This is a genomic window from Marinobacter sp. B-12 (assembly GCF_056857915.1).
Genome location: NZ_JBSXOB010000057.1, coordinates 48,706 through 71,681, shown reverse-complemented (window position 1 = coordinate 71,681; position 22,976 = coordinate 48,706). Strand labels below are relative to the sequence as shown.

Annotated in this window: 22 protein-coding genes; 8 read left to right on the top strand and 14 right to left on the bottom strand. The window is 57.9% G+C overall.

Features of this window, described 5'->3' with window-relative positions; all coding sequences use genetic code 11:
• Positions 1–22: 22 nt before the first annotated feature.
• Positions 23–1,129: a biotin synthase BioB gene (gene bioB / locus AC13D2_RS11900; RefSeq protein ID WP_482938647.1), complete on the bottom strand. Its 1,107-nt coding sequence runs from the start codon at positions 1,127–1,129 to the stop codon at positions 23–25.
• A gap of 49 nt (positions 1,130–1,178) precedes the next feature.
• On the opposite strand from bioB, the gene AC13D2_RS11895 reads away from it, so the two are divergent.
• Positions 1,179–1,958 carry a double zinc ribbon domain-containing protein gene (locus AC13D2_RS11895; RefSeq protein ID WP_482938646.1) on the top strand — a complete coding sequence of 260 codons (780 nt, stop codon included), beginning with the start codon at positions 1,179–1,181 and terminating at the stop codon, positions 1,956–1,958.
• A gap of 15 nt (positions 1,959–1,973) precedes the next feature.
• On the opposite strand, the gene AC13D2_RS11890 is transcribed toward AC13D2_RS11895, so the two are convergent.
• Positions 1,974–3,089, bottom strand: coding sequence for an NAD(P)/FAD-dependent oxidoreductase (locus tag AC13D2_RS11890; protein ID WP_300497459.1), 1,116 nt, complete (start codon positions 3,087–3,089; stop codon positions 1,974–1,976).
• A 144-nt stretch (positions 3,090–3,233) separates the two neighbouring features.
• Between AC13D2_RS11890 and AC13D2_RS11885 the strand changes: the two genes are divergently transcribed.
• Genes AC13D2_RS11885 through cmoB form a run of 5 tightly spaced genes read left to right on the top strand, consistent with a single transcriptional unit; the run spans position 3,234 to position 6,827 of the window.
• Complete coding sequence (locus AC13D2_RS11885; protein ID WP_292047402.1) at positions 3,234–3,656, top strand: hypothetical protein; 423 nt, start codon at positions 3,234–3,236, stop codon at positions 3,654–3,656.
• A gap of 9 nt (positions 3,657–3,665) precedes the next feature.
• Positions 3,666–4,667 carry a serine/threonine protein kinase gene (locus AC13D2_RS11880; RefSeq protein ID WP_420389188.1) on the top strand — a complete coding sequence of 334 codons (1,002 nt, stop codon included), beginning with the start codon at positions 3,666–3,668 and terminating at the stop codon, positions 4,665–4,667.
• Between the two features lie 33 nt (positions 4,668–4,700).
• Positions 4,701–5,072 (top strand): PA3694 family proteiin, encoded by a 372-nt coding sequence (locus AC13D2_RS11875; RefSeq protein ID WP_292047398.1) that lies wholly within the window; start codon positions 4,701–4,703, stop codon positions 5,070–5,072.
• Positions 5,065–5,814 (top strand): carboxy-S-adenosyl-L-methionine synthase CmoA, encoded by a 750-nt coding sequence (gene cmoA, locus AC13D2_RS11870; RefSeq protein ID WP_482938645.1) that lies wholly within the window; start codon positions 5,065–5,067, stop codon positions 5,812–5,814. The genes AC13D2_RS11875 and cmoA overlap by 8 nt, the downstream gene beginning before the upstream one ends.
• A gap of 17 nt (positions 5,815–5,831) precedes the next feature.
• Positions 5,832–6,827, top strand: coding sequence for a tRNA 5-methoxyuridine(34)/uridine 5-oxyacetic acid(34) synthase CmoB (gene cmoB, locus AC13D2_RS11865; RefSeq protein ID WP_292047396.1), 996 nt, complete (start codon positions 5,832–5,834; stop codon positions 6,825–6,827).
• 25 nt (positions 6,828–6,852) lie between these two features.
• Here cmoB and AC13D2_RS11860 read toward each other — a convergent pair whose 3' ends face one another.
• The 11 genes from AC13D2_RS11860 to AC13D2_RS11810 all read right to left on the bottom strand — a co-directional run bounded on the left by AC13D2_RS11860 (position 6,853) and on the right by AC13D2_RS11810 (position 19,907).
• Positions 6,853–8,148, bottom strand: a complete 1,296-nt coding sequence (locus AC13D2_RS11860) for an adenylosuccinate synthase (protein ID WP_292047395.1) — start codon at positions 8,146–8,148, stop codon at positions 6,853–6,855.
• 82 nt (positions 8,149–8,230) lie between these two features.
• Entirely contained in the window at positions 8,231–9,412 is a 1,182-nt protein-coding gene (locus AC13D2_RS11855; RefSeq protein ID WP_300497475.1) for an ATP phosphoribosyltransferase regulatory subunit, read from the bottom strand.
• A 183-nt stretch (positions 9,413–9,595) separates the two neighbouring features.
• Positions 9,596–10,471 (bottom strand): protease modulator HflC, encoded by an 876-nt coding sequence (hflC, locus tag AC13D2_RS11850; protein ID WP_482938753.1) that lies wholly within the window; start codon positions 10,469–10,471, stop codon positions 9,596–9,598.
• 2 nt (positions 10,472–10,473) lie between these two features.
• A complete protein-coding gene (gene hflK, locus AC13D2_RS11845) occupies positions 10,474–11,673 on the bottom strand; it encodes an FtsH protease activity modulator HflK (RefSeq protein WP_482938644.1) in 1,200 nt (399 codons plus the stop codon).
• A 78-nt stretch (positions 11,674–11,751) separates the two neighbouring features.
• On the bottom strand, positions 11,752–13,050 hold the full coding sequence (gene hflX / locus AC13D2_RS11840; protein ID WP_292047393.1) for a ribosome rescue GTPase HflX: 1,299 nt from the start codon (positions 13,048–13,050) through the stop codon (positions 11,752–11,754).
• Between the two features lie 119 nt (positions 13,051–13,169).
• A complete protein-coding gene (gene hfq / locus AC13D2_RS11835) occupies positions 13,170–13,418 on the bottom strand; it encodes an RNA chaperone Hfq (RefSeq protein WP_007154829.1) in 249 nt (82 codons plus the stop codon).
• Positions 13,419–13,458: 40 nt separating this feature from the next.
• On the bottom strand, positions 13,459–14,502 hold the full coding sequence (gene miaA / locus AC13D2_RS11830; protein ID WP_300497487.1) for a tRNA (adenosine(37)-N6)-dimethylallyltransferase MiaA: 1,044 nt from the start codon (positions 14,500–14,502) through the stop codon (positions 13,459–13,461).
• Positions 14,503–14,509: 7 nt separating this feature from the next.
• A complete protein-coding gene (mutL, locus tag AC13D2_RS11825; protein ID WP_300497489.1) occupies positions 14,510–16,420 on the bottom strand; it encodes a DNA mismatch repair endonuclease MutL in 1,911 nt (636 codons plus the stop codon).
• A gap of 19 nt (positions 16,421–16,439) precedes the next feature.
• Positions 16,440–17,753: an N-acetylmuramoyl-L-alanine amidase gene (locus AC13D2_RS11820; protein WP_292047671.1), complete on the bottom strand. Its 1,314-nt coding sequence runs from the start codon at positions 17,751–17,753 to the stop codon at positions 16,440–16,442.
• 76 nt (positions 17,754–17,829) lie between these two features.
• Positions 17,830–18,336, bottom strand: a complete 507-nt coding sequence (gene tsaE / locus AC13D2_RS11815) for a tRNA (adenosine(37)-N6)-threonylcarbamoyltransferase complex ATPase subunit type 1 TsaE (protein WP_292047670.1) — start codon at positions 18,334–18,336, stop codon at positions 17,830–17,832.
• Entirely contained in the window at positions 18,336–19,907 is a 1,572-nt protein-coding gene (locus tag AC13D2_RS11810) for an NAD(P)H-hydrate dehydratase (RefSeq protein ID WP_482938643.1), read from the bottom strand. Before AC13D2_RS11810 ends, tsaE begins: the two co-directional genes overlap by 1 nt.
• A 156-nt stretch (positions 19,908–20,063) precedes the next feature.
• Here AC13D2_RS11810 and queG point away from each other — a divergent pair, with 156 nt between their 5' ends.
• Positions 20,064–21,128 carry a tRNA epoxyqueuosine(34) reductase QueG gene (queG, locus tag AC13D2_RS11805; protein ID WP_482938642.1) on the top strand — a complete coding sequence of 355 codons (1,065 nt, stop codon included), beginning with the start codon at positions 20,064–20,066 and terminating at the stop codon, positions 21,126–21,128.
• Positions 21,129–21,145: 17 nt separating this feature from the next.
• Here the strand turns inward: queG and orn are convergent, their stop codons facing one another.
• Positions 21,146–21,688 (bottom strand): oligoribonuclease, encoded by a 543-nt coding sequence (gene orn, locus AC13D2_RS11800; protein WP_300497493.1) that lies wholly within the window; start codon positions 21,686–21,688, stop codon positions 21,146–21,148.
• Positions 21,689–21,916: 228 nt separating this feature from the next.
• On the opposite strand from orn, the gene rsgA reads away from it, so the two are divergent.
• On the top strand, positions 21,917–22,972 hold the full coding sequence (rsgA, locus tag AC13D2_RS11795) for a small ribosomal subunit biogenesis GTPase RsgA (protein WP_420389195.1): 1,056 nt from the start codon (positions 21,917–21,919) through the stop codon (positions 22,970–22,972).
• Positions 22,973–22,976 lie beyond the last annotated feature (4 nt).

Sequence of the window (22,976 nt, the reverse complement as noted above, 5' to 3'; positions counted from 1 at the left end):
TTCTCACAGGCACATTGCCTGCCTATGCAGACTCACGGGTAGCATCGTAGAACATGTGACGGGTCTGTTCGTATTCGACCGCCTCAACGATGGCCTCTTCCGCTTCCTGTTCGGTGCAGGACTGCTCACGCTCCTCGGGCCTAATGCCCAGACGCTTGAACAGTTCGCGGTCCGCGTCCGCCTCGGGGTTGGCGGTCGTCAGCAGCTTCTCGCCATAGAAAATCGAGTTGGCACCGGCCAGGAAACACAGGGACTGCATCTGCTCATTCATATTTTCTCGGCCCGCAGACAGTCGCACGTGTGACGCTGGCATCATAATGCGAGCGACAGCGATAGTGCGGATAAAGTCGAACGGGTCCAGGTCTTCTACATCTTCCATCGGTGTGCCCGCCACCTTTACCAGCATGTTTACCGGCACACTCTCCGGATGATGGGGCAGGTTCGCCAACTGAACCAGCAAGCCAACACGATCGTCAGGATCCTCGCCCATCCCCACGATGCCGCCGCAGCATACTTTCATACCTGCAGTACGGACATTCTCCAGGGTGTCCAGCCGATCCTGATAGGTACGGGTGGTAATGATATGGCTGTAGTACTTTTCGGACGTATCCAGATTGTGGTTGTAGTAATCCAGCCCGGCCTCGGCCAGTTCGTCCGCCTGCTCCTGCTTGAGCATGCCCAGGGTCATACAGGTCTCCAGACCCAGGGATTTCACCTGGCGCACCATGTCCACCACATATTCCATATTCTTCTTCGAGGGGCTGCGCCAGGCGGCGCCCATGCAGAATCGGGACGCACCCTTTGCCTTGGCCGCTTTGGCCTCCGCAACCACTTTTTCAATTTCCAGCAGTTTTTCCTTTTCCAGGCCGGTATTGTAATGACCGCTCTGGGGGCAATACTTGCAGTCCTCTGGGCACGCACCGGTCTTGATGGACAGCAGCGTGCTGATCTGCACCTCATTGGGGTCAAAATTCCCACGATGGACGCTCTGGGCCCGGAACAGAAGATCGTTGAACGGCAGGTCGAACAACGCACGGACTTCCTGCATGCTCCAATCGTGGCGCGGTAGGGTAGAAGGTGCGGCAGAAGGCGCTATAGAGGGTGCATCGTCGTGTGCGGTGGCAGTCATGATTCAGTCCTGTTAACTTTACCGAGATTCTGGTTTACGGATTGAACAGATGATAAAGGGACTGAGATCGCTGTCAACCTTGTTAACACCAAAGGTTAACAGCACGAAATGGATTCCGCGCTCTCAAATCAGCACCAAAGGCCTATTTCCGCTACGCGGTGGGCAATGCGTGGCCTGCCTGGAACCGCACGCTCATTTCGGGCTCTGTACTCCCTGCCGGCAGGATTTGCCAGCCAACCGCTCGCACTGCCGTCGCTGCGCGCTGCCTATCGCCTACGCTGGCGATGAGCTCATCTGCGGTCAATGCCTGAAAGCCCCACCTCCCTTCAGCCGTATCGTCGCGCCCTGGCGCTACCGCTTTCCCGTTGACGGTATGATCCAGCGCTACAAATACAATGGCCAACGCGCCTATGCTCGGCCCCTGATCCATGATCTGGGCGCCCATCTGACATTCATGCTGGAGACTCACCCTAAACGCAGACCGGACCTGCTGCTGGCCAGCCCAATGCATCCGGCCCGTCGACGAAAACGAGGATTCAATCAGGCGGCGGATATTGCAGAGCACATCAGCCGTCAATCGGGCATTCCCTGGAGCACCGACCTGATCGTCAGGAACCGGCGCACCCGACCACAAAGGGGCCTTAACCGCGAAGAGCGCCTGGCCAACCTGCGGGGAATCTATCAGGTTACCCGTTCACCACCGGCCAGTATTGCCATCGTGGACGACGTGGTTACCACCGGCGCCACTGCGCGAAGCCTGACCGAAGCGCTGCTTGAAGCCGGCGCCAGGGAGGTTCAGATCTGGGCACTGGCGAGAACCCCCGGATAACGGCATGCAAACGCATTAATCCGTCAATAGTTTCGCCACTTCATCCGCTATGGCCAAGGACGCTGTTAATCCCGGTGACTCAATACCGAACAGGTGCACCAGTCCGGGAACTCCGTGCTGACGCTCCCCAGCGATACAGAAATCCGCAAACCCGCCATCCGGGCCAGCAAGTTTGGGTCGAATACCGGCATAGGCGGGCTGAAGGCGCGAGTCGTCCAATGCTGGCCACCACCGACGAATACTATTGGCGAACGACCTTGCCCGGCCGGGGTCAACCGAGAAGTCCACCCGCTTTATCCATTCAACATCCGGCCCGAATCGCGCCTGGCCCGCTAAATCGAGAGTCAGGTGAACACCGAGACCACCCGGCTCGGGAACCGGGTATACCAGTGAATGGAAGGGATGGCGGCCGGAATAGCTGAAATAGACACCCCGGGCCAGCCACTGGCGGGGGGCGATATCCGCTGGCACACCCTTCCAGCTCGTCGCCAGAGGCACTGCTCCCAGTCCGGCTGCGTTCACCACCCGATGCGCCCGTAGCTCGCAGGGTGCCTGCCCACCAACCGACAATCGATGTTCTTCGTCATAGGTCGCCGCACGTTCTACAGGCGCCCGGCGGACCAGCTGACCACCGTAGTCCTCCAGCTCTCCCAGCAACGACAGCATCACACCATGACTGTCTACAATGCCCGTTTCCGGCGAGTACAACGCCTCCTGGGCGGTAACGTCCGGCAGAGACACCTGCAAGGCCCTGCGAGTCATCCTCTGGAGCGGGACACCATTTCGAAGGGCCTGGCTGGCGATAGTGTCGAGCCTCTCCACCTGTGACGCGCCATTGGCAACAATCCATTTACCGGTTCGACGGTGATTGATGCCACGTGCCTGACAATAGTCGTACAACATCCGACGACCACGAACACACAGCCTTGCCTTTAGCGAGTCCTCAGGATAATAGATGCCAGCATGGATAACCTCGCTATTGCGGGACGACACCCCTTCGCCAAAGTGAGCGCCGAATTCCAGCACCAGCACGTCCCTGCCCTGCATGGCCAGCTTCCTGGCCACCGCGAGACCAATAATGCCGGCGCCGATTACCACGGTATCCGCCTGTAATATGTCTCGTTTCGTCATCTGCTTTGCATTCATCCCCGTTGTCTTTCGATCGTTTGTCAGCACCACCAACACTCAGGGTGTTAAAAAGCCCGAATCACATTACGGTGTCGCCCCCGAAACGTTATACTTGGCCGTGAATTGAGTGCACGGAGCAGGGAACCGATGTCTGACAGGAAGCAGTTTATTATTGTAATGCTGGTGGCGGCCATATTTGTTGGCTGGCTTGGCTGGCGCGGCTTTGAAGTCATCAACCTCAACCAGGCGCTCAAGGCCGACGAAATGGTGGCCAACTACCCTTATCAACATCGGGTTCTCAGGGTTGAAGGAGGCACCGCCATCATGAGTTCATTGCGTTCCCATGAAACCTCGACGCACGAAGCACTCACCACCATTTTTCCAAGCATGCGTAACTTGGGGGACAACGATCGTGACTGGCAGCGGGCCGAGCGTGAATTGGCCCAGGTCCAGGCCAAGGCTGGCAACATCGTCCTCAGCGCGTCTGGCATTGATCGGGTGCGATGGGAACTGGACGAAAACTGGTATCACCTCGCCAGCATGAAGTCCCAACAGAATTCGAGATACTAAACCTTATTTATGACCGAAACCTCCAGCCATCCCTACGACGCTCTTACACCTGATACCATTCTTGATGCCTTGGAAGACGCCGGATTTGTTGTCAGCGGACGTCTATTTGCCCTCAACAGCTACGAGAACCGTGTTTACCAGATTGGCATTGAAGACCAGCCACCGGTCATTGCCAAGTTTTACCGCCCGGGGCGCTGGAGCGAAGCCCAGATCCGGGAAGAACATCAGTTTACCGGCCAGTTGCTCAACGCGGATATTCCGGTCGTGGCGCCCTTGGCTATGCCCTCCGGCGATACGCTGGGCCGCCGTGAGGATTTTCTGTTTGCCGTGTTTCAGCAGCGAGGTGGGCAGGCACCCGACACCAGCGTAACAGATACCCTGTACCGTCTTGGCCAATGGCTGGGCCAGCTTCACAATATCGGTGACACTGCGCCTTTCAACCATCGCCCGACCATGTCGATTCTTTCGGGCATTGAGGACAACAATCGATTCCTTACGGAAAACCGCTGGATTCCAGACGACCTTCGACCGGCATGGGACTCGCTGATTCCCGATCTTGTAGACCACTGCGCCCGTCGGATCGACGATGCTGGCGAGGTGCACTCCCTGAGGATTCATGGTGACTGTCACGCCGGCAACATCCTCTGCCGGGAGGAGCAGATGCTGTTTGTCGACCTGGACGATTGCCGCACCGGACCAGCGATTCAGGACCTCTGGCTACTGCTGAACGGCGACGACGTTGAGCGCGGCCAGCAATTTGGCGAACTGCTGGAAGGCTACGAGATGTTCCGCGATTTCAACCGACGCGAGCGACACCTGATAGAGCCCATGCGCTGCTTCCGGCAGATTTCCCACTGCACCTGGCTGGCCAAGCGCTGGGACGATCCGGCCTTCCCACGTTTTTTCCCCTGGTTTGCCCAGCCGCGCTTCTGGTCCGACCAGATCCTGTCGCTGCGGGAACAACTGGCGGCTTTGCAGGCCCCTTCCATTAACGTGCCCGGCCAGTATTGAGGCCGTGACTACCGACAAACCGGAGAACAGCTGATGAGCCAGAGTGAGGCCCGATTTACCATCCGCAGCCTGATTGTGACTGCCATTGTCACCATCATCGTCACCATTGTGGTTTTGGAGGCCAGCGGAAGGATTGATCATGCCGACAACAAGGATCATGTACCGGTAGGGGAGTTTGAGGCCATTCACATCAAACCTGGCGAAGAATTCCGCATGTCGCCCAAGTCATCGGAACTTCACGCTGTCTGCGAACAGGGGTATCTGGCCATCGCCGCCGATGTGGACCCCGATTTCCGGGGCATCCTCGTTGATTACAAGAACCGGGGCGTGCGCTGCAGCCGAGGCCCGACACCCGCACACGACAGGCCTGTCCATGAGGGCCAGGAGCCAGCAGTCAATGGGTGACAGAAACAAAAAACCGGGACAGGCGCTGGACCGCCTTTTCGCCAATGAGCGGGAAACCGGGGAGTTCCGGTTTGATACTTCGGTGGCGCGGGTATTTCCGGACATGATCCGGCGCTCAGTACCAGGTTACACCACGATTATTCCGATGATTGAAGTGATCACCGAACAGTACGCCCGCCCGGGCAGTCACTGCTATGATCTCGGATGCTCACTCGGTGCCTCCACGCTGGCCATGCGTCACGGTATTGGGGACCGCGACTGCACCCTTACGGGCGTGGACAATTCCGCTGCCATGATTGAGCGTTGCGAGCACTACATTGCTCTGGACGACCACCCTTTGCCAGTTTCGTTGCGGTGCGAGGACATCCTCGACATCGCGATTGAGAACGCTTCCGTAACCACCCTGAACTTCACTTTGCAGTTCGTGGACCCGGACAGGCGTGCGGAGCTGATGGCGCGCATCGCCAACGCCACACTGCCCGGCGGAGTACTGATCCTCTCCGAGAAAATTCGCTTTGAATCCGATACCGAGCAATCAACACAGACGCAACTCCATCACGAGTTCAAGCGGGCCAACGGCTATTCCGACCTGGAAATCAGCCAGAAGCGCTCAGCCCTGGAACAGGTACTGATCCCGGAAACCCTGACAGAACACCGTGAGAGACTGATAAACGCGGGATTCAGTGAGGTTATGGTGTGGTACCAGTGTTTCAATTTTGTCTCCATGCTCGCCATTAAATAGCACTGAACGGAGCCTTCATGACGACCTTCGACTGGCAGGGATGCTTTGCCCCGCTGCTTGACGATCTTGATAGCCGTGGCCTTGAACGCTGGCGGAAGCAGCTGCAGCAACAGCTACAAAAGCGCTTTGACGACAACCCCCATGGGGATGTTGCCCGATGGAAGCGGGCTCTGGACACCCTGCCCCACATCGGTGATGTCAATGCGAGCCTGAACCAGTCGGCCATTACCCTCAACACCGGCCAGTCCCTAAGCACCGAAAACCGTGCAAAGCTTGAAGACGGGCTACGAGGACTGATGCCCTGGCGTAAGGGGCCGTTCGAGTTCTTTGGCACCTATATCGATACCGAATGGCGTTCCGACTGGAAATGGGACCGCGTGGCCCCCTACCTGTCAGATCTCGACGGTCGGCAGATACTGGATGTCGGTTGCGGCTCTGGCTATCACTGTTGGCGCATGCTGGGTGAGGGGGCCGGCCGGGTGATTGGCATCGACCCGGGACTGTTGTTCCTGTTCCAGTTTCTCAGCGTCAAACAGTATGTAGGCCAGGAGCAGCGCATTGATCTGCTTCCGGTGCGCGTGGAGGATTTGCCGCCGAAGCTGCAAGCGTTCGACACCACTTTCTCAATGGGTGTGCTCTACCACCGCCGCTCACCACTGGATCACTTGCTGGAATTGAAAGACACACTCCGCCCGGGTGGCGAACTGGTGCTGGAAACGCTAATAGCGGATGGGCCGGAAGGCTACAGTCTGATGCCGGAGGACCGCTACGGCCGGATGCGCAACGTCTGGTTCCTTCCGAGCTGTGACACTCTGCTACGCTGGCTGGACCGCACCGGTTTCCGCAACGCCCGCGTGGTGGATGTGACAGAAACCACAATTGAGGAGCAACGCAGCACCGACTGGATGCGATTCCAGTCGCTGCAGGACTTTCTCGACCCGGACGACCCGACGAGGACCGTGGAAGGCTATCCAGGCCCGAAAAGGGCAACGGTTATCGCGGACAAGCCCTGAAGCGGCCCGCGACAACCCAGGAAGGTTACTCGCCGAAGGGGTGGCGCAGAATCACCGTCTCAACGCGGTCGGGGCCAGTGGAAATGATATCGATCGGTGCTTCGATCTGCTCTTCCAGGAAACGGATATAGGCCCTGGCGTTCTCCGGCAACTGGTCCAGGCCGGTCAGGCCCACTGTGCTCTCCTGCCAACCCGGAAGTTCCGCGTACACCGGCTCGATGTCCTTGTAGGTATCGCAACCGATCGGCGGGCGGGTAATCTCGCCGTTTGGCGTTTTGTAGCCAATGCACACCTTCACCGTGTCCATACCATCAAGCACGTCCAGCTTGGTCAGGCAAATACCGGATACGCTGTTAATCTGGATGGCATGACGCAGTGCGACCGCATCAAACCAGCCACAACGGCGCGAGCGCCCGGTGGTGGTACCAATCTCGTTACCCTTAACCGCAAGGTGATGGCCCATATCATCAAACAGCTCGGTCGGGAACGGACCTGAACCCACACGGGTGGTGTAAGCCTTGGTGATCCCCAGCACATAATCCAGGAACAGCGGCCCAAAACCAGACCCGGTAGCGGTACCGCCAGCCGTGGTGTTCGAGGAGGTGACGTACGGATAGGTACCCAGATCAATGTCCAGCAACGAACCCTGTGCACCTTCAAAGAGGATGTGTTCGCCGCGCTTGCGAAGGTCATGGAGAATATCCGTGACGTCGGCAGACATCGGAAGAATTTCCTCGCCCATGGACATCAGTTCGGAAAATGCCTGGTCAATGTCTTCGGGCTCTTCCTTGAAGTACTCGGTCAACACGAAATTATGGTATGACATGATTTCCCGGAGCTTCTCTTCGAAGCTTTTCGGATCACACAGGTCCCCAACGCGGACCCCGCGACGGGAAACCTTGTCTTCGTAGGCCGGTCCGATACCGCGACCGGTGGTGCCAATCTTGTCGACACCTCGCGCACGCTCGCGCGCCTGGTCAATACGGACGTGGGTCTTGAGGATAACCGGGCACGCCAGACTGATCTTCAGACGCTCCCGCACAGCAACTCCATTGCCTTCGAGTTCGCGGACTTCCTTCAGCAACGCTTCCGGAGAGAGTACGACGCCGTTGCCGATCAGGCACTGGACATCCTGGCGAAGAATGCCAGACGGAATCAGATGAAGGGCGGTTTTCTTGCCTTCTATAACCAGAGTATGGCCGGCATTATGGCCGCCCTGAAAGCGTACCACAGCCGCAACCTTATCGGTCAGCAGGTCAACAATCTTGCCTTTTCCTTCATCACCCCACTGGGTGCCCAGCACTACAACGTTTTTACCCATGACTCTCTCTCAATGCGGCCTCGCCAAACGACGGGGCACCCGCAGGTTTACCTGTAAATGAGTGGTCCGATCCCTAAGGCAATCAGTCCAGCTGCTCCACGACCCACTGGCCGTCACGTTTCACCAGGGCGCGATCGCAATTGCGCGATCCCGGATCAACGCCTTCGTCTTCCGGCAGGGCACGGATAACCGTCTCCGTCATCCGCAAGCCGGAAATCACACCATCCAGCGCAGGGTCTTCGGTGACTGGCGCCCATATTGCCTTTCTGGCGCGGCCGGCCCGCTGGCCAAGTGAGACCAGCGCACGGATATCAAGACTGAAGCCCGTCGCCGGACGTGCACGACCGAAATCACTGCCAATAGCATCGTAGCGACCGCCCTTTGCTACCGCGTCGCCATGCCCAGGCACGTAGGCCGCGAACACCAGCCCGGTGTGGTAGTTGTACCCTCGAAGCTCACAAAAATCGAACCCGAAGCTTACCTCTGGATAGCTCCCGGCCAGCATCTCCGCCACTCGATCCAGTTGATCCAGTGCCTGACGAAGGGGTTCCGGCGCCCCTTCAAGAATGCGCTTTGCCTCACGCAGGGCATCCTTTCCACCACTGACCCTGGCCAGCTCCCTGAGCATGCCACCCGCGGAACCCTGTGGGCACTCGCCAAGCAGTTCGTCCAGTTCCGGCACCGACTTACGGGCCATGGCATCAAATATCGCCACTCCGGTATCACGATCAAACCCGGCCTCTCCCACCAACGTCTCGTAGATCGCGACATGGGCAAGATCCAGGTGGATCCGGGGCAAACCCGATACCCGCAGGGTTTCAAGCATCAGGCTGATCACTTCCAGATCCGCCGATTCGGAGGCGCTGCCAAACAGCTCACAACCGGCCTGGATGGGAGTGCGCCCCGTCAGCATATGGCGTGGCCGGGTATGCAGCACGTGCCCGGCGTAACACAACCTCGTAATGCCTTCCTGGCCGAGGGTATGGGCATCAATGCGCGCCGCCTGCGGCGTCATGTCTGCACGCAGCCCCATCATTCTGCCTGTCAGCTGATCGGTCAGCTTGAAGGTCTGAAGCTCCAGGTCGTGGCCGGTACCCGTGAAAAGTGATTCGAGGTATTCGATCAACGGTGGGATAACCAGCTGGTAACCCCAACGCTGGCAGGTATCCATTACATCCCGGCGCAGGGATTCAATCTGTCCAGCCAGCGGCGGAAGAATGTCTTCCACACCATCCGGCAGTAGCCAGCGATCAGATACTGTCATGAGATTCGGTTGTCCGTTCTGTCCCGGGGCGGAAGCTTCTTGCCACGAGAGTGCACAGGATTTAGGGCGATGCTCGGGAAAAGAGAAAACCCGAACCAAAACCGGCAGAATTTTACACTGTTGGCAGGCACAAAAAAACCGGAATACCGAGGTATTCCGGTTTTGTCGTTGCCACCGTCGTGGTTAGCGGTTGCCCTGGGGGTCCTTCAGGAACTTCAGGAAGTCGCTATCGGTGTCGATGACCATGATGTCGTCTTCGTTGGCGAAGGTATTCTGATAGGCTTCCAGACTGCGATAGAAGCTATAGAACTCGCTATTTGAACCGTATGCATCGGCATAGATCTGAGCAGCCTGCCCATCGCCTTCACCGCGCATTTCCTCTGCCTTGGCAAAGGCTTCCGCCAGGATAACGGTGCGTTGGCGATCAGCATCCGCACGAATACCCTCGGCCAACTCGCGACCGCGAGAGCGGAATTCCTGCGCCAGCTTTTCACGTTCAGTAGCCATGCGACGATAAACGTTCTGACTTACCTGCCCCGGGAACTCGATGGCTCTAACGCGGATATCCACCACTTCAATGCCAAATTCCTTGAGCGAGGTTTCGTTCACACGGTCCCGCAGAGTCTGCATCAGCTCGTCACGCTGACCGGAAACAACCTCAACCATGGTCCGAACACCGAACTCATCCCGTAAGCCGTTGTCCACCCGGGACAGCAGCAGCTCGGAGGCGCGGTACTCGTCACCCCCGGTGGCACGGTAGAACTGGTCCACGTCGCGAATCTTCCAGGCGATGTAGGAGTCCACATCAAGGGGCTTCTTCTCGATGGTCAGATACTGACGCGACGGAAGGTCGGTAGTCAGCAGGCGGATATCGAACTCGCGCACCTGATCAATCACCGGCACCTTGAAATGAATACCCGCTTTGATGTCTGTTTCGATCAGTTCACCAAACCGAAGCAGCACACCCCGGTGGGTTTCCGGGATAATGTAAACACTGGAGAGCGTAACCAGTACGACAATCAGGGCGCCTGCAAGGCCTACAATACTTTTGGGTCCCAACATTATCTGCTCCTCCGAACGCCACTATCCTGTCTGCCTCGCAGCTCCTGAATCACCTGGTCTGACAGGGTCTTGATGTCGACATCACCACTACCGGAGCCGCCGGAACGGTTCTGGTTACCGGTATTGCCACCAGAGCGGTTGGTCAGCCTGTCCAGAGGCAGATACATCATGTTGTCACTGCTCTGGGTGTCCACCAGCACTTTGCTGGTATTTGACAGAACCCCTTCAAGCGCCTGGATATACATACGCTCGCGAGTAACTTCCGGTGCGGTCTGGTACACATCAAGAACCGCCAGAAAACGCGAGGTCTCACCACGGGCACGCTCAATAACCTCTTCCTTGTAGGCTGCCGCTTCCTCAGTCAGGCGCTGTGCCCGGCCACGGGCTTCAGGGACCACTTTATTGCGGTAGGTTTCCGCTTCTTCCTTGACCTGCTGCTCGTCCTCACGGGCGCGCTGCACTTCACGGAAGGCATCCTGCACTGCATCGGGTGGCTGAGTGCTCTCGACGTTTACACGAACAATGGTCAGGCCAGTGCCGTATTCTTCCAGGAAGCTCTGCAGACGCTGTTCCACACGAACAGCCAACTCCGCACGACCTTCCGTCAACACGTCGTCGAGTGTTGAACTGCCAACTTCATGGCGCAAGGCACTGTCAGTAGCGAAAGCCAATGCCTGGTTGGAATCACGGACGTTCAGCACGTAAGACTTGGCATCACCAACACGATACTGGACCTGAAGGTCGACAGAGACGAGGTTCTCGTCCTGTGTCAGCATCTGCCCGGTGGATTCCGCATTCCGCACATTGGTTACCCTGACCAGATAAACGCTATCGATCAACGGAACCTTGAAACGCAGGCCCGGCGTCTCGGTACGACTGAACTCACCAAAGCGAAGCACAACCGCGCGTTCCTGCTCGTTCACGGTGTAGAACGATTGAAAGATCACGTATCCGGCAAAAATGATGGCCGCCAGCGCAAGGATGGCACCAAAACCGCCAGCGCCGCCTCCTGAAGACGAACTGCCGCCGTTACCTCCGGACTTGTTGCCCTTGCCACCCAGCAAGCGGTTGAGCTTGTCGAGGCCCTTTTTCAGCGCCTCGTCCAGGTCCGGTGGACCCTGATCATTTCCGCCACGACCGCCACCGGTCCCCCAGGGGTCATTGTCGTTGCGATTTCCACCCGGTTCATTCCAGGCCATAGTGTTCTCCGTTCCAAACTAATCGAATGGCTGCAAATACTAGGGATTTATAAGCGCCCCGGCAATAGCACAGCCGGCCTATGTATGTTGTTCTTCAAGCCTTACATCATTTTCGCGCACGCCAGCGCGGCTCAAAAGCTGTAACCAGTCACGATGCTGCAAACGAACTTCCAGTACCGAATCCCCGCTATCGCGGTGACGCTCTGTTACGACAGAGCCCGCTTCATGCAAAAGCGCCCGCAACTTGCCGTCTGTCGGGCCCAGCAGCACGAATTGGTGGATAACGTCTTCCGCCAATCGCTCAACAATCGTATCGAACAGGTCTTCAAGCCCTTCCCCGGTGACCGCTGAGACCCAGACACGTACGGGAACGCCGTCCTCATTGCGATCAACCCGCGGCAGGAAATTATCCAGCAGGTCGATCTTGTTGAAAACCTGCAGCACCGGAATCTCATCGGCACCAATTTCTGCCAGCACTTCTTCTACCTGCTCCATATTCTCGTCGCGCCGGTGATCATGGCAATCGATTATGTGAAGCAAAATAGAAGCTTCTGTGGTTTCTTCCAGGGTGGCACGGAAAGCTTCGACCAGCTTGTGAGGGAGGTGGCGGATAAAGCCGACCGTGTCGGCCATTACGACCGGACCAATGTCCGGAAGTTCCAGACGCCTGAGAGTCGGGTCCAGGGTTGCAAACAACTGATCCGCCGCGTAAACGGTTGATGTCGTTATTCGGTTAAACAACGTGGACTTGCCCGCGTTGGTGTAACCCACCAGTGAGACGGTTGGAATATCTGCACGCATCCGGGCCCGGCGCCCCTGGTTACGCTGTTTGCGGACCTTTTCCAGACGGCGATGAATGGACTTGATACGTTCCCGCAGCAACCGCCGGTCGGTCTCCAGCTGGGTTTCACCCGGACCACGCAGACCGATACCGCCCTTCTGGCGCTCAAGGTGCGTCCAACCCCGAATGAGGCGGGTCGACATATGCTCAAGTTGAGCCAGTTCCACCTGGAGCTTACCTTCATGGGTACGGGCCCGCTGAGCAAAAATATCCAGGATAACGCCCGTTCGGTCGAGCACACGGCATCTCAATTCGCGCTCGATGTTTCGTTCCTGGCTGGGGCTGAGTGCGTGATTGAACAGCACCACATCCGCTTCGTTGGCTGTCACCGCATCGCGGATTTCTTCCAGCTTCCCCTCTCCAACGAACAATCTCGGACTGGGCTGCTTACGTGAACCGCTAACAACACCGACAGGCTCAACGCCGGCGGACCAGACCAGTTCACGGAACTCTCCGAGATCCTCGGCTTCTTCATGTGAGGAAAACTCAATATGAACGAGAATCGCCCGTTCACCAACGTCGGGACGCTCAAACAAGTAGTAACAACTCCAAATCAGTCAGGCTGCACCTGCTCCCAAAACAAACACCCGCGGCCCTCGGAGCCTGTTCAGGCTCTTCGGGAGCGCGGGTGGCAACACCGATTTTACCGGATAAATCAGTCTTCAGATTCTTCTCCACCCGGGGCCTGTGGCGGAATACGAACATTCCGTGCAGGCACCACAGTGGAAATGGCATGCTTGTAGACCATCTGGCTGACAGTGTTTTTCAGCAAAATCACGAACTGGTCAAAAGACTCTATCTGGCCTTGAAGCTTGATACCATTGACCAGAAAGATGGAAACCGGAATGCGTTCCTTGCGTAATGCATTGAGGTAAGGGTCTTGTAGAGAGTGCCCTTTTGACATGTGTATTCTCCTATTTATGAGTAAAGGCAGATCGTCAACTTCAATTGTTAAATGTGGTGCGACACTCGATAATTTTCAAGGCAGTGTCTGACATAAGTTTGTCGTTACTGTCCAGCCAGTCCACGCCGGACCACTTTCGCAACCAGGTCAACTGTCGCTTGGCAAGCTGCCGGGTAGCGGCAACGCCCTTGTCCACCATGGTGTCATAATCATAATCACCGGCCAGATGGGCCCAGCCCTGACGATACCCGACACAACGCATGGAAGGCAGGCCAGCGTTCAGATCACCCCTGGCCATTAGCGCCCTGACCTCATCAAGAAAACCCGCTTTCAGCATGGCCTGAAAACGCAGGGCTATTCTTTCATGGAGTATCCGCCTCTCGGCGGGAGCCATCGCAAGCTGCACTACAGTATACGGAAGAGACGGCGATTCGTCTGCCTGCCATTGAGTGAAATAGGTGTAATCCTCAATGCCGTCACTGTTCTGGCTGCCTTCTGCCTGTCCTCTGCTCGCCTTGTCTTGCCATATTGAGGAAATCGGCCGTCCCGTCAGACGAATCACCTCAAGTGCCCGAATGAGTCGCTGCCGGTTATTTTGATGAATGAGCCTGGCGGCCACCGGGTCCTGTCGTTCCAGCTCCTGATGGAGGGCACCCCAGCCTCGCTCCCTGGCTTCATGCTCTAGGGCCTCTCGGACGCCCGGGTCAGCGGACGGCAGGTCAGACATACCATGCAGCAACGCTTTGAAGTACATCATGGTGCCACCCACCAATAATGGAATTCGACCGGCCGCCGCAATGTCGTTCATTTCACGCAGGGCATCGCGACGGAAGTCCGCCGCCGAGTAAACTTCCGCCGGGTCACAGATGTCAATTAGCCGGTGTGGTGCCTGAGCCAGCTCCTCTCGCGAGGGCTTGGCGGTTCCAATATCCATACCCCGGTAAATCATCGCCGAATCAACGCTGATGATGTCGCAGGGAAGTCGCTGGCAGAGCTCGATGGCCAGATCGGTCTTGCCCGAGGCAGTCGGCCCCATCAGGCATATGGCAAGGGGCTTGGCGCCTTTAGCGGTTGATACCGTCATACCGGCGCTAACGCCCGCGCAGGAACAGTTTGTCCAGCTCGGACAGGGTGACCACAGTCCAGGTGGGCCGGCCATGGTTGCACTGACCACTGCGCTCGGTGGCTTCCATGTCCCGCAACAGGGTATTCATTTCCGGGATAGTCAGTTGCCGATTGGCTCGCACAGAGCCGTGACATGCCATGGTACCAAGCAATTCGTGGGTCACCGCCTCCACACGGTCGCTTTCACCGTTCTCAATCAGATCAGACAGCACGTCCCGCACCAGTTGCTCGGTGTCCGCACCCCGCAAGAGAGCAGGCACCTGTCGCACGGCGAGGGTTTCAGGACCAATGCGCTCGACCCGCAGCCCCAACTGCAAAAGCTCATCACCGCGAGTTTCTGCCAATGCCGCCTCTTTCTGACTGACAGCCAGCGAGACCGGCACCAACAGTGGCTGACTCTTCAGGTCCTGCGCGTCCAGCGCACGCTTCATGCGTTCATAGGTAATGCGCTCATGAGCGGCGTGCATATCCACCACAATCATCCCCTGACGACTCTGGGCAAGGATGTAAATTCCGTGCAGTTGGGCGATGGCATACCCAAGGGGCGGCTCATCACTGCTGTCCTGCGGCGGCGTCGGCGCAGCAACGGCCAAATCGCCGGATTCGGCCATCGCGGCCTGAGCGCTGGTTCCACCTCCCTCGTTCAGAGACTGGTAGAACGCCATCTGATCGCGGGCCTGCCATTCATGCTGCGGAGGCCTCGGATTTCCGGAGAACCCAGCATTCTGCGGGCTGTCGACGGAATCTGCAAACGGATGGGAGGCGGGCTGTTGATTAACGCCAGGCATGGCAGCCTGAACACCAAAACCACCGGTCGCTGTACCGGCTTCCCGACCGTGGGACTGGGCTACCGCTCCCTTGAGATGATCATCCGGGCGCACATCTGCCAGCGCCTTGTGAAGCGTCCGGAAAATAAAATCGTGAACCAGTCGCCCATCGCGAAAACGTACTTCGTGCTTGGTGGGGTGAACATTCACGTCCACGTTCGCGGGATCTACTTCCAGGTACAACACGAACGCCGGATGACGGTTGTTGTAAAGCACATCCCGGTAGGCCTGACGTACGGCATGCGCCACCAGCCGATCCCGTATCACCCGCCCGTTGACAAAAAAGTACTGCAGATCTGCCTGACTGCGGGAAAAGGTCGGCAACGCGACCCACCCCCACAGTTTAAGCCCCGTGGCCTCAGCGTCGATCATGACGGCATTGTCGATAAACTGCTGACCACACAGAGAGCCAATCCGCCTCTCCCGATCCAGCGGATTCTCCGCTGGCCTCAGGCTCTGGACGACGCGCTGGTTATGTCGAAGCGTGAACCCGGTATCGAATCGGCTCAGGGCCTGGCGGCGAATACATTCTTCAACATGGTTGAACTCGGTCTTTTCAGTACGGAGAAACTTGCGCCGGGCCGGGGTATTAAAGAACAGGTCCCGGACTTCCACCGTTGTACCTACTGGGTGGGCGGCCGGGGAAATGCTGGCATCCATATCGCGCCCTTCCACTTCCACCCTCGAGGCCGCTTCCTGACGCTCTGTGCGTGATGTCAGCGCCAGCCTGGAAACCGAACTGATACTGGCCAGGGCCTCACCCCGAAACCCCAGGGAAGCCACCGCCTCCAGGTCTTCAAGGTTTTCAATCTTGCTGGTGGCATGACGACTGAGCGCAAGGGGCAGGTCCGTCTCATCAATGCCGACGCCGTCATCACGCACCCGAATCAGTTTTACACCCCCCTGCTCCACCTCGATATCGACCCGGTGAGCACCGGCATCAAGCGCATTTTCTACCAGTTCTTTTACGACCGAAGCCGGGCGCTCAACGACCTCGCCGGCAGCGATCTGGTTTGCCAGGCGGGGCGTCAGTAATCGAATGGAGGGCATGTTACCAGGGGACCTCGTGTCAGGATGCAGGAATACGAATGGTTTGCCCTACCATAACACGGTCATCATTGAGGCCGTTATACTGCATCAGTTCGCTGACAGTAGTCTGATTCTCCCGAGCGACGCCGGAGAGCGTATCACCACGGCGAATTCGGTACTGGCTGACACTGCCATCACCGCGACCGCTCTGCTTCTGCCACGCCAACAACGTGCCTGGCGGGGGCGTCTTCTGGAAATAGTCATCGATACCCCGAAACACCGCCTGGGACAGTTTTTCGCGATACCAGGCGCTGGAAAGGTTCTGCTCTTCCTTCGGGTTCGAGATGAATCCCGCCTCGACGAGAACGGAGGGAATATCCGGTGACTTCAACACCGCAAACGCAGCCTGCTCAACGCCCTTCTTGTGGAGCTTGGCAACACTGCCAAGCCTACCGAGGATGGAATCCCCGACCCCCAGGCTGGAATTGATACTGGCGGTCATGGAGAGATCCAGCAGCACACCGGCCAGCATGTCATCTCGACCGTCGAGGGACACCCCGCCGGCACCTCCGATCAGGTCAGATCGGTTCTCGGTCTTGGCCAACCAACGGGCGGTTTCACTGGTGGCGCCCCGCTGCGACAACGCAAACACCGAAGCGCCACGGGGTTGTGGCGTGCGAAAGGCGTCGGCATGGACCGACACGAACAGGTCAGCGTTGTGTTTTCTGGCCAGTAACGTGCGGCTACGCAGATCAATGTAGTAGTCGCCGGTACGGGTGAGCTTGGCGGTATACCCCGGCTTGGCGTCAATCAGGTCCGCCAGGGTTTTTGACATTCTCAGCACCACGTCTTTTTCGCGGGTGCCACGGGGGCCGATTGCTCCCGGGTCCTCGCCGCCGTGGCCGGCATCAACCACCACGATAATATCCCGCTTGCCATTCGTGTTCTCGGTGACGGTTGGCTCCGATGGCTTTCGGGACTTCAGGCCACCTTCATCGATCAGGTCTACGACCAGCCGGTGACCATACTGCTGATTAGGTTCGAGCTGGAAGCTGCGCGGCTTGATGTCACTCTTCAGGTCGAGCACCACCCGAAGGTCATTACCATTGCGAGGGGCGCTTCGAATACGCTGCACGGGACTGCCGGAGAGATCGAGTTTGTCAAAATCGGCCTTGAGCGCCGTATTCTCAAGGTCAATTACCAGACGCGAAGGCCCGGACAAGGCAAACACTTTGTGATCAACCTTGTCAGCAACATCCAGCACCAGCCGGGTATGGTCCGGCGCAGGCCAGATCCTCACGCCTTCCACGTTGACGTCTGCCATGGTTGCCATAGGAGACAACAGCGTCAGCATTACACTACCGGCCAGGCACCATCTGAAGAACATTCTTGTCATCATTTTCCTGCCCACCTGCACTGATCACACATAATTAACCTCGATGACTCGACAACGGCATTGCGGCAAGCCTGGCCTGTAGCCCGGCACCCACTGTCGTTGCCGCCGAGACAAGCGCTCTACGCCCATCTCCACTGACACTCAAGCGTATCCAAAGGTCGGGATCCGGAAGGATTCCCTGACCCCGTTCGGGCCACTCAATCAAACAAAGACTCTGGCCCTGAAAGTAATCACGTATACCCATGTATTCCAACTCTTCCGGATCACCTAACCTGTAAAGGTCGAAGTGGTAAGCCGGAGGGCTCAGGTGCTCGTACGGCTCCACAATGGTGTAGGTCGGACTTTTAACAGCCCCTTCATGGCCAAGGCCACGCATGACTCCACGGCTCAGCGTCGTCTTTCCCGTACCCAGGTTGCCGTCGAGAAACACCGTGGCTCTCTGTCCGGCCTGAACCACAACCGCAGCGAGCCCCCTTCCAAGGTTTTCCGTTGCCACCTCATCCTCAAGAAACAGTGAGAGATTCTGCTCTGCAACGTCCATCATTCATCTCCACCGACGCCAACCGAACGACGATCCGGCCGACGCTCAGAATCCACCAATACCTGTGACAGGGCCTCAATAACGTCCATCGGCAGTAGCCCCATATAACCGCGGGTTTCCGACGCCAGGTCCGCAGCCGCCAGATGCAATGCGGCGCCTGCCGACGCCGCAGCACGGGCATCCTTCAGTTGAGCGTACAAACTACCCAGCACGCCCGAAAGAACATCCCCCATGCCACCAGTCGCCATGCCAGGGTTACTGCCGCTGACAACGTCCGGCACTGCGCCTCCGCCTGCCACCACCGTGCCGGCACCCTTGAGCAACACCACTCCACCATACAGCTGAGACATTCGCCCGGCAGCGCCCACACGATCCTCTTCAATCTCCGCCACATCGCACGCCAGGAGCCGTGCCGCCTCTCCGGGATGCGGGGTGAGGATATGATTGTCTGCTGGCTGCGCCACCCTTGAGGCCATCAGGTTGAGCGCATCTGCGTCGAGCACCCTTGGCTTACCGCTCGCAACGACCTGCTGGAGCATCTGCTGCCCCCAGGCGCCCTGGCCGATGCCAGGACCACAGACAATAACATCCGCCGCCGCAATCAGCGGTGGCAGTTCAGAACCATGAATCAACCCCTGCACCATGACCGATGGGCAACGAGAGAGAGCAGGTGAGACGTATTCCGGGCGCGTGGCCAGGGTAACCAATCCAGCCCCGGTTCTTGCCGCTGCTTCGGCTGCCAATAGGCCGGCACCACCAAAACCCCGGTCCCCGGCCACCACGAGCACATGCCCGAAACGCCCCTTGTGCGCGGTTCTTGGTCGCCTGGGGATAACTGAACGGATCGACCGCCAGTCAACCCGGCGAGCCAAAGACTGCTGACCACTCTCGGAGGCCCAGTCATCGGTATCCAGAGACTCGAACAGGATATCCCCCCCACACTCGACCCCCTGCCCCGTAAACAGGCCAGCCTTGAGGCCAATAAAAGTTACCGTTGCATCAGCCCGTATCGCCTGTCTGGCCACCGCTCCGGTGGTTGCGTTCAGCCCGGACGGCAAATCAATCGCCATAACGGGCGCGGGCGCTTCGTTACACGCGTCGATAATAGTCGCAAAGGGCTCCCTCGGAGCGCCCGTTACGCCAGTTCCCAGCATGGCATCCACGATTAACCCGGCGCTGGCAATTGACCGCTGCGCATTGCCGCTACCAAGATCCGCAAGTTCCCGCACTTTTACCCCGTCGGCTAAGGACTTTTGCCAGGCCCTGCGGGCATCACCAGACAACTTTCCCGTAGGCGCAACGGCAATACAGTCCACGGCCAAACCATGGCGTGCGGCGTTAGCCGCCACCAGATAGCCGTCACCGCCATTGTTGCCAGCACCACACAGCACCAGAACCCTACCTGGCTCCGGCCAGTTGCGCACCAGCCTGCGAAACGCACCGGCGGCCGCGGCCTGCATAAGGTCAAACCCGTCTACCCCTTGCTGATCAATCACATAGCGATCAATCTCCCTCACCGCATCGGCGGCGTAGAGGTCTTCTGGTAAACTATGATCACCAGACAGGGGCATGAAAGTCGGCTCCCGCTAAAGAATTCGGATTAAGAAAATCGGCCAGATACCTGTAAAGAGTAGCAAAACAGTGGAAAAGGTCATAACTTAATCAAATTAAACTTCGTTACCGTTCGGGCCACCGGGTAAACCCGGTGGCCACTCGACTGGCATTCCATGACCGAATCGACCGACCACAACCTCAAAAATCTGCCAGAACGGATCCAATCCTGGGCCCGGGAGCTGGGCTTCAGTGATGCCGGCATCACCCTCCCGGACACCGGCGCTCATGGAGCACGCCTGAAGGACTGGCTCCGAAAGGGGTTTCACGGCGAGATGTCGTACATGGAAGATCATGGTGACAAACGCTATACCCCCATCTCACTGGTGGAAGGGACACAAAGGGTCATTTCCGTGCGGCTGGACTACCTGCCCGCGCCCGACAACCCAGGGCGAATACTCACTGACCCCGAGAAGGCCTACGTTACCCGTTATGCCACTGGACGTGACTATCACAAGCTAATGCGCAAACGACTGGCAACCCTGGCAAAACGCATTGACGAGGCGGTATCGGGATACGACTACAGAGCTTTCGTAGACAGTGCCCCTGTGCTCGAAAGAGCCCTTGCCCAGCGCGCGGGCCTGGGCTGGATTGGCAAGAACAACATGCTGATTCATCCGAAAGCGGGTTCGTTTTTCTTCCTTGGAGAGATCTTTACCAGCGCGCCATTACCGCTGGTTGAACCTTTTGAAAAGGAACATTGTGGCAGCTGCGCCGCGTGCCTGGACGTCTGCCCCACAGATGCCTTTGAAGGCCCTCACAAACTCGATGCCCGTAAATGCATCAGCTACCTCACCATAGAGCTGAAGGGCAGCATTCCGGAAGAACTGCGCCCCAAAATGGGCAACCGCGTGTTCGGTTGTGACGACTGCCAACTGGTCTGCCCCTGGAATAAATTCAGCAAACCAACGGCGGAAAAAGACTTCCAGCCCCGCCATGGCCTCGACAACAGCGAGTTGGCCACCCTGTTCCTATGGACCGAAGAACAATTTCTCAAACGCACCGAAGGCTCCGCCATCCGCCGCACCGGTTACGAGGGATGGCTGAGAAACCTGGCGGTGGGCCTTGGCAATGCGCCATCGACCATTCCGGTGATCGAGGCCCTAAAACAACGGGCTGACTTTCCGTCAGAGATGGTTCGGGAGCATGTGCACTGGGCCCTGCGCAGACACGGCTTATAGCTTGAAAGCGCCGCGGCCTACAGTTGGAAAAAGTGTTCCCGGTAATGCCGCAACTCTTCAATGGAGTCGCGGATGTCGTCCAGAGCCAGATGGCTGCCCTTCTTTTTCACCCCGTCCAGCACATCCGGCCGCCAGCGCCGAGCCAGTTCCTTGATGGTGCTCACATCCAGGTTGCGGTAGTGGAAGAAGGCTTCCAGTTCCGGCATGTATTTCACCAGGAAGCGCCGGTCCTGGCCGATGCTATTGCCACACAATGGGGACTGCCCCGGCTCCAGATACCGCTGCAGAAATTCCAGTGTTTTCTGCTCGGCATCGATTTCGCTGTATTTGCTGTCTTTCACCCGCTGGGTCAGTCCGCTCTCGCCGTGAGTACGGGTACACCACTCATCCATTTCACTGAGCAGTTTATCGGACTGGTGCACCGCGATCACCGGCCCTTCTTCGATCGTATTCAGATCAGAATCGGTGACGATAGTCGCGATTTCAATGATCCGTTCTTTTTCCGGATCCAGGCCCGTCATTTCCAGGTCAATCCAGACGAGATAGTTGGCTTCTGGCATTCATTGGTCTCCAGCGGTTAACTCGTGATTCGGGCAACGGCCGGGCAGGGCTTCCCGGGAGTGTCTGAAGCCATGGATGGCTTCAGTCAAGCGCACAGGGATGTGCTCGTAGCGTCTCCCGGGAAGCCCTGCCCGGCCGTTGCTGCACATAGTCTGCCTATTGTGGATGAATCACGTATGATGTTACAGCAATCACCATTTCCCAGCAGGAATTAACCGACCCACGATATGGCAAAACGTCGACTCAACAAGCAGCAGCAGTGGCGCATCAAGAAAATTCAGCAGGAGCGGGCTGCACGGGCGGCGAAGAAAGAGGAATCCATCAGTGAAAAACTGGATGCTGGCGACCTCGGCCCGGAGCAACAGGGACTTGTTATCGCTCACTACGGTCAGCAACTCGACGTGGAAGTCCTGGAGGGGGAAGACACCGGCAAGGTACTGCGCTGCTTTGTAAGAGCGAATATCGACAGCCTGGTGACCGGCGACAAGGTGATCTGGCGCCCTGGCAGTGACAGCACCGGCGTCATCGTGGCGCGGTGCGACCGCCATACCCTGCTACAGCGACCCGACAACTTCGGCGCACTCAAACCCGTCGCTGCCAATATCGACTACATCATCCTGGTGATAGCACCCGAGCCGGAGCCCCATGACAACCTGATTGACCGCTATCTGGTGGCGGCAGAGAGCACGGATATTCCGGTCATCATCCTGCTTAACAAGACCGATCTGGTAACCGACCAGAATCGCGACGCGATCGACCGTCTGCTGGCTCGTTACGAAAAGCTCGGATATCGAATAGAACGCACCTCCGCCAAAACCCTGGAGGGTGAGCAGGCGGTGCGGGTTGAAGACCTTGTAAAAGGCCAGACCAGCGTATTCGTAGGTCAATCGGGAGTTGGCAAGTCGTCTATCATCCAGACGTTACTGCCGGAAGCGTCAATCCGGGTAGGCGCGGTCTCGGAAAGCACCGGAAAAGGGGTTCACACCACCACGACCGCCAAGCTTTTTCACCTCAACTGCGGAGGTGATCTCATCGATTCACCCGGTATCCGGGAGTTCGGGCTGTGGCACATGACACCGCAAGAGATCGAGTATGGTTTCCGCGAAATTCGCGACCTGATCGGTCACTGCAAGTTCCGCAACTGCAGCCATATGGGGGATCCTGGCTGCGCTATTGCGCAGGCTGCCGAGGATGGCCGCATCAGCACGGAGCGGCTGAAAAGCTTCAACCGCATTCTGCAGGATATGGCGGAACAGCAGTCACGGGGACTGAAAGTCGATTGAGCCG

What these genes read in the sequence shown, in the direction of transcription:
- bioB (WP_482938647.1), bottom strand. Translation starts at nt 1,129, where the DNA reads ATGACTGCCACCGCACACGACGATGCACCCTCTATAGCGCCTTCTGCC.
- AC13D2_RS11895 (WP_482938646.1), top strand. Translation starts at nt 1,179, where the DNA reads ATGATAAAGGGACTGAGATCGCTGTCAACCTTGTTAACACCAAAGGTT.
- AC13D2_RS11890 (WP_300497459.1), bottom strand. Translation starts at nt 3,089, where the DNA reads ATGACGAAACGAGACATATTACAGGCGGATACCGTGGTAATCGGCGCC.
- AC13D2_RS11885 (WP_292047402.1), top strand. Translation starts at nt 3,234, where the DNA reads ATGTCTGACAGGAAGCAGTTTATTATTGTAATGCTGGTGGCGGCCATA.
- AC13D2_RS11880 (WP_420389188.1), top strand. Translation starts at nt 3,666, where the DNA reads ATGACCGAAACCTCCAGCCATCCCTACGACGCTCTTACACCTGATACC.
- AC13D2_RS11875 (WP_292047398.1), top strand. Translation starts at nt 4,701, where the DNA reads ATGAGCCAGAGTGAGGCCCGATTTACCATCCGCAGCCTGATTGTGACT.
- cmoA (WP_482938645.1), top strand. Translation starts at nt 5,065, where the DNA reads ATGGGTGACAGAAACAAAAAACCGGGACAGGCGCTGGACCGCCTTTTC.
- cmoB (WP_292047396.1), top strand. Translation starts at nt 5,832, where the DNA reads ATGACGACCTTCGACTGGCAGGGATGCTTTGCCCCGCTGCTTGACGAT.
- AC13D2_RS11860 (WP_292047395.1), bottom strand. Translation starts at nt 8,148, where the DNA reads ATGGGTAAAAACGTTGTAGTGCTGGGCACCCAGTGGGGTGATGAAGGA.
- AC13D2_RS11855 (WP_300497475.1), bottom strand. Translation starts at nt 9,412, where the DNA reads ATGACAGTATCTGATCGCTGGCTACTGCCGGATGGTGTGGAAGACATT.
- hflK (WP_482938644.1), bottom strand. Translation starts at nt 11,673, where the DNA reads ATGGCCTGGAATGAACCGGGTGGAAATCGCAACGACAATGACCCCTGG.
- hfq (WP_007154829.1), bottom strand. Translation starts at nt 13,418, where the DNA reads ATGTCAAAAGGGCACTCTCTACAAGACCCTTACCTCAATGCATTACGC.
- miaA (WP_300497487.1), bottom strand. Translation starts at nt 14,502, where the DNA reads ATGACGGTATCAACCGCTAAAGGCGCCAAGCCCCTTGCCATATGCCTG.
- mutL (WP_300497489.1), bottom strand. Translation starts at nt 16,420, where the DNA reads ATGCCCTCCATTCGATTACTGACGCCCCGCCTGGCAAACCAGATCGCT.
- AC13D2_RS11820 (WP_292047671.1), bottom strand. Translation starts at nt 17,753, where the DNA reads ATGCTGACGCTGTTGTCTCCTATGGCAACCATGGCAGACGTCAACGTG.
- tsaE (WP_292047670.1), bottom strand. Translation starts at nt 18,336, where the DNA reads ATGGACGTTGCAGAGCAGAATCTCTCACTGTTTCTTGAGGATGAGGTG.
- AC13D2_RS11810 (WP_482938643.1), bottom strand. Translation starts at nt 19,907, where the DNA reads ATGCCCCTGTCTGGTGATCATAGTTTACCAGAAGACCTCTACGCCGCC.
- queG (WP_482938642.1), top strand. Translation starts at nt 20,064, where the DNA reads ATGACCGAATCGACCGACCACAACCTCAAAAATCTGCCAGAACGGATC.
- orn (WP_300497493.1), bottom strand. Translation starts at nt 21,688, where the DNA reads ATGCCAGAAGCCAACTATCTCGTCTGGATTGACCTGGAAATGACGGGC.
- rsgA (WP_420389195.1), top strand. Translation starts at nt 21,917, where the DNA reads ATGGCAAAACGTCGACTCAACAAGCAGCAGCAGTGGCGCATCAAGAAA.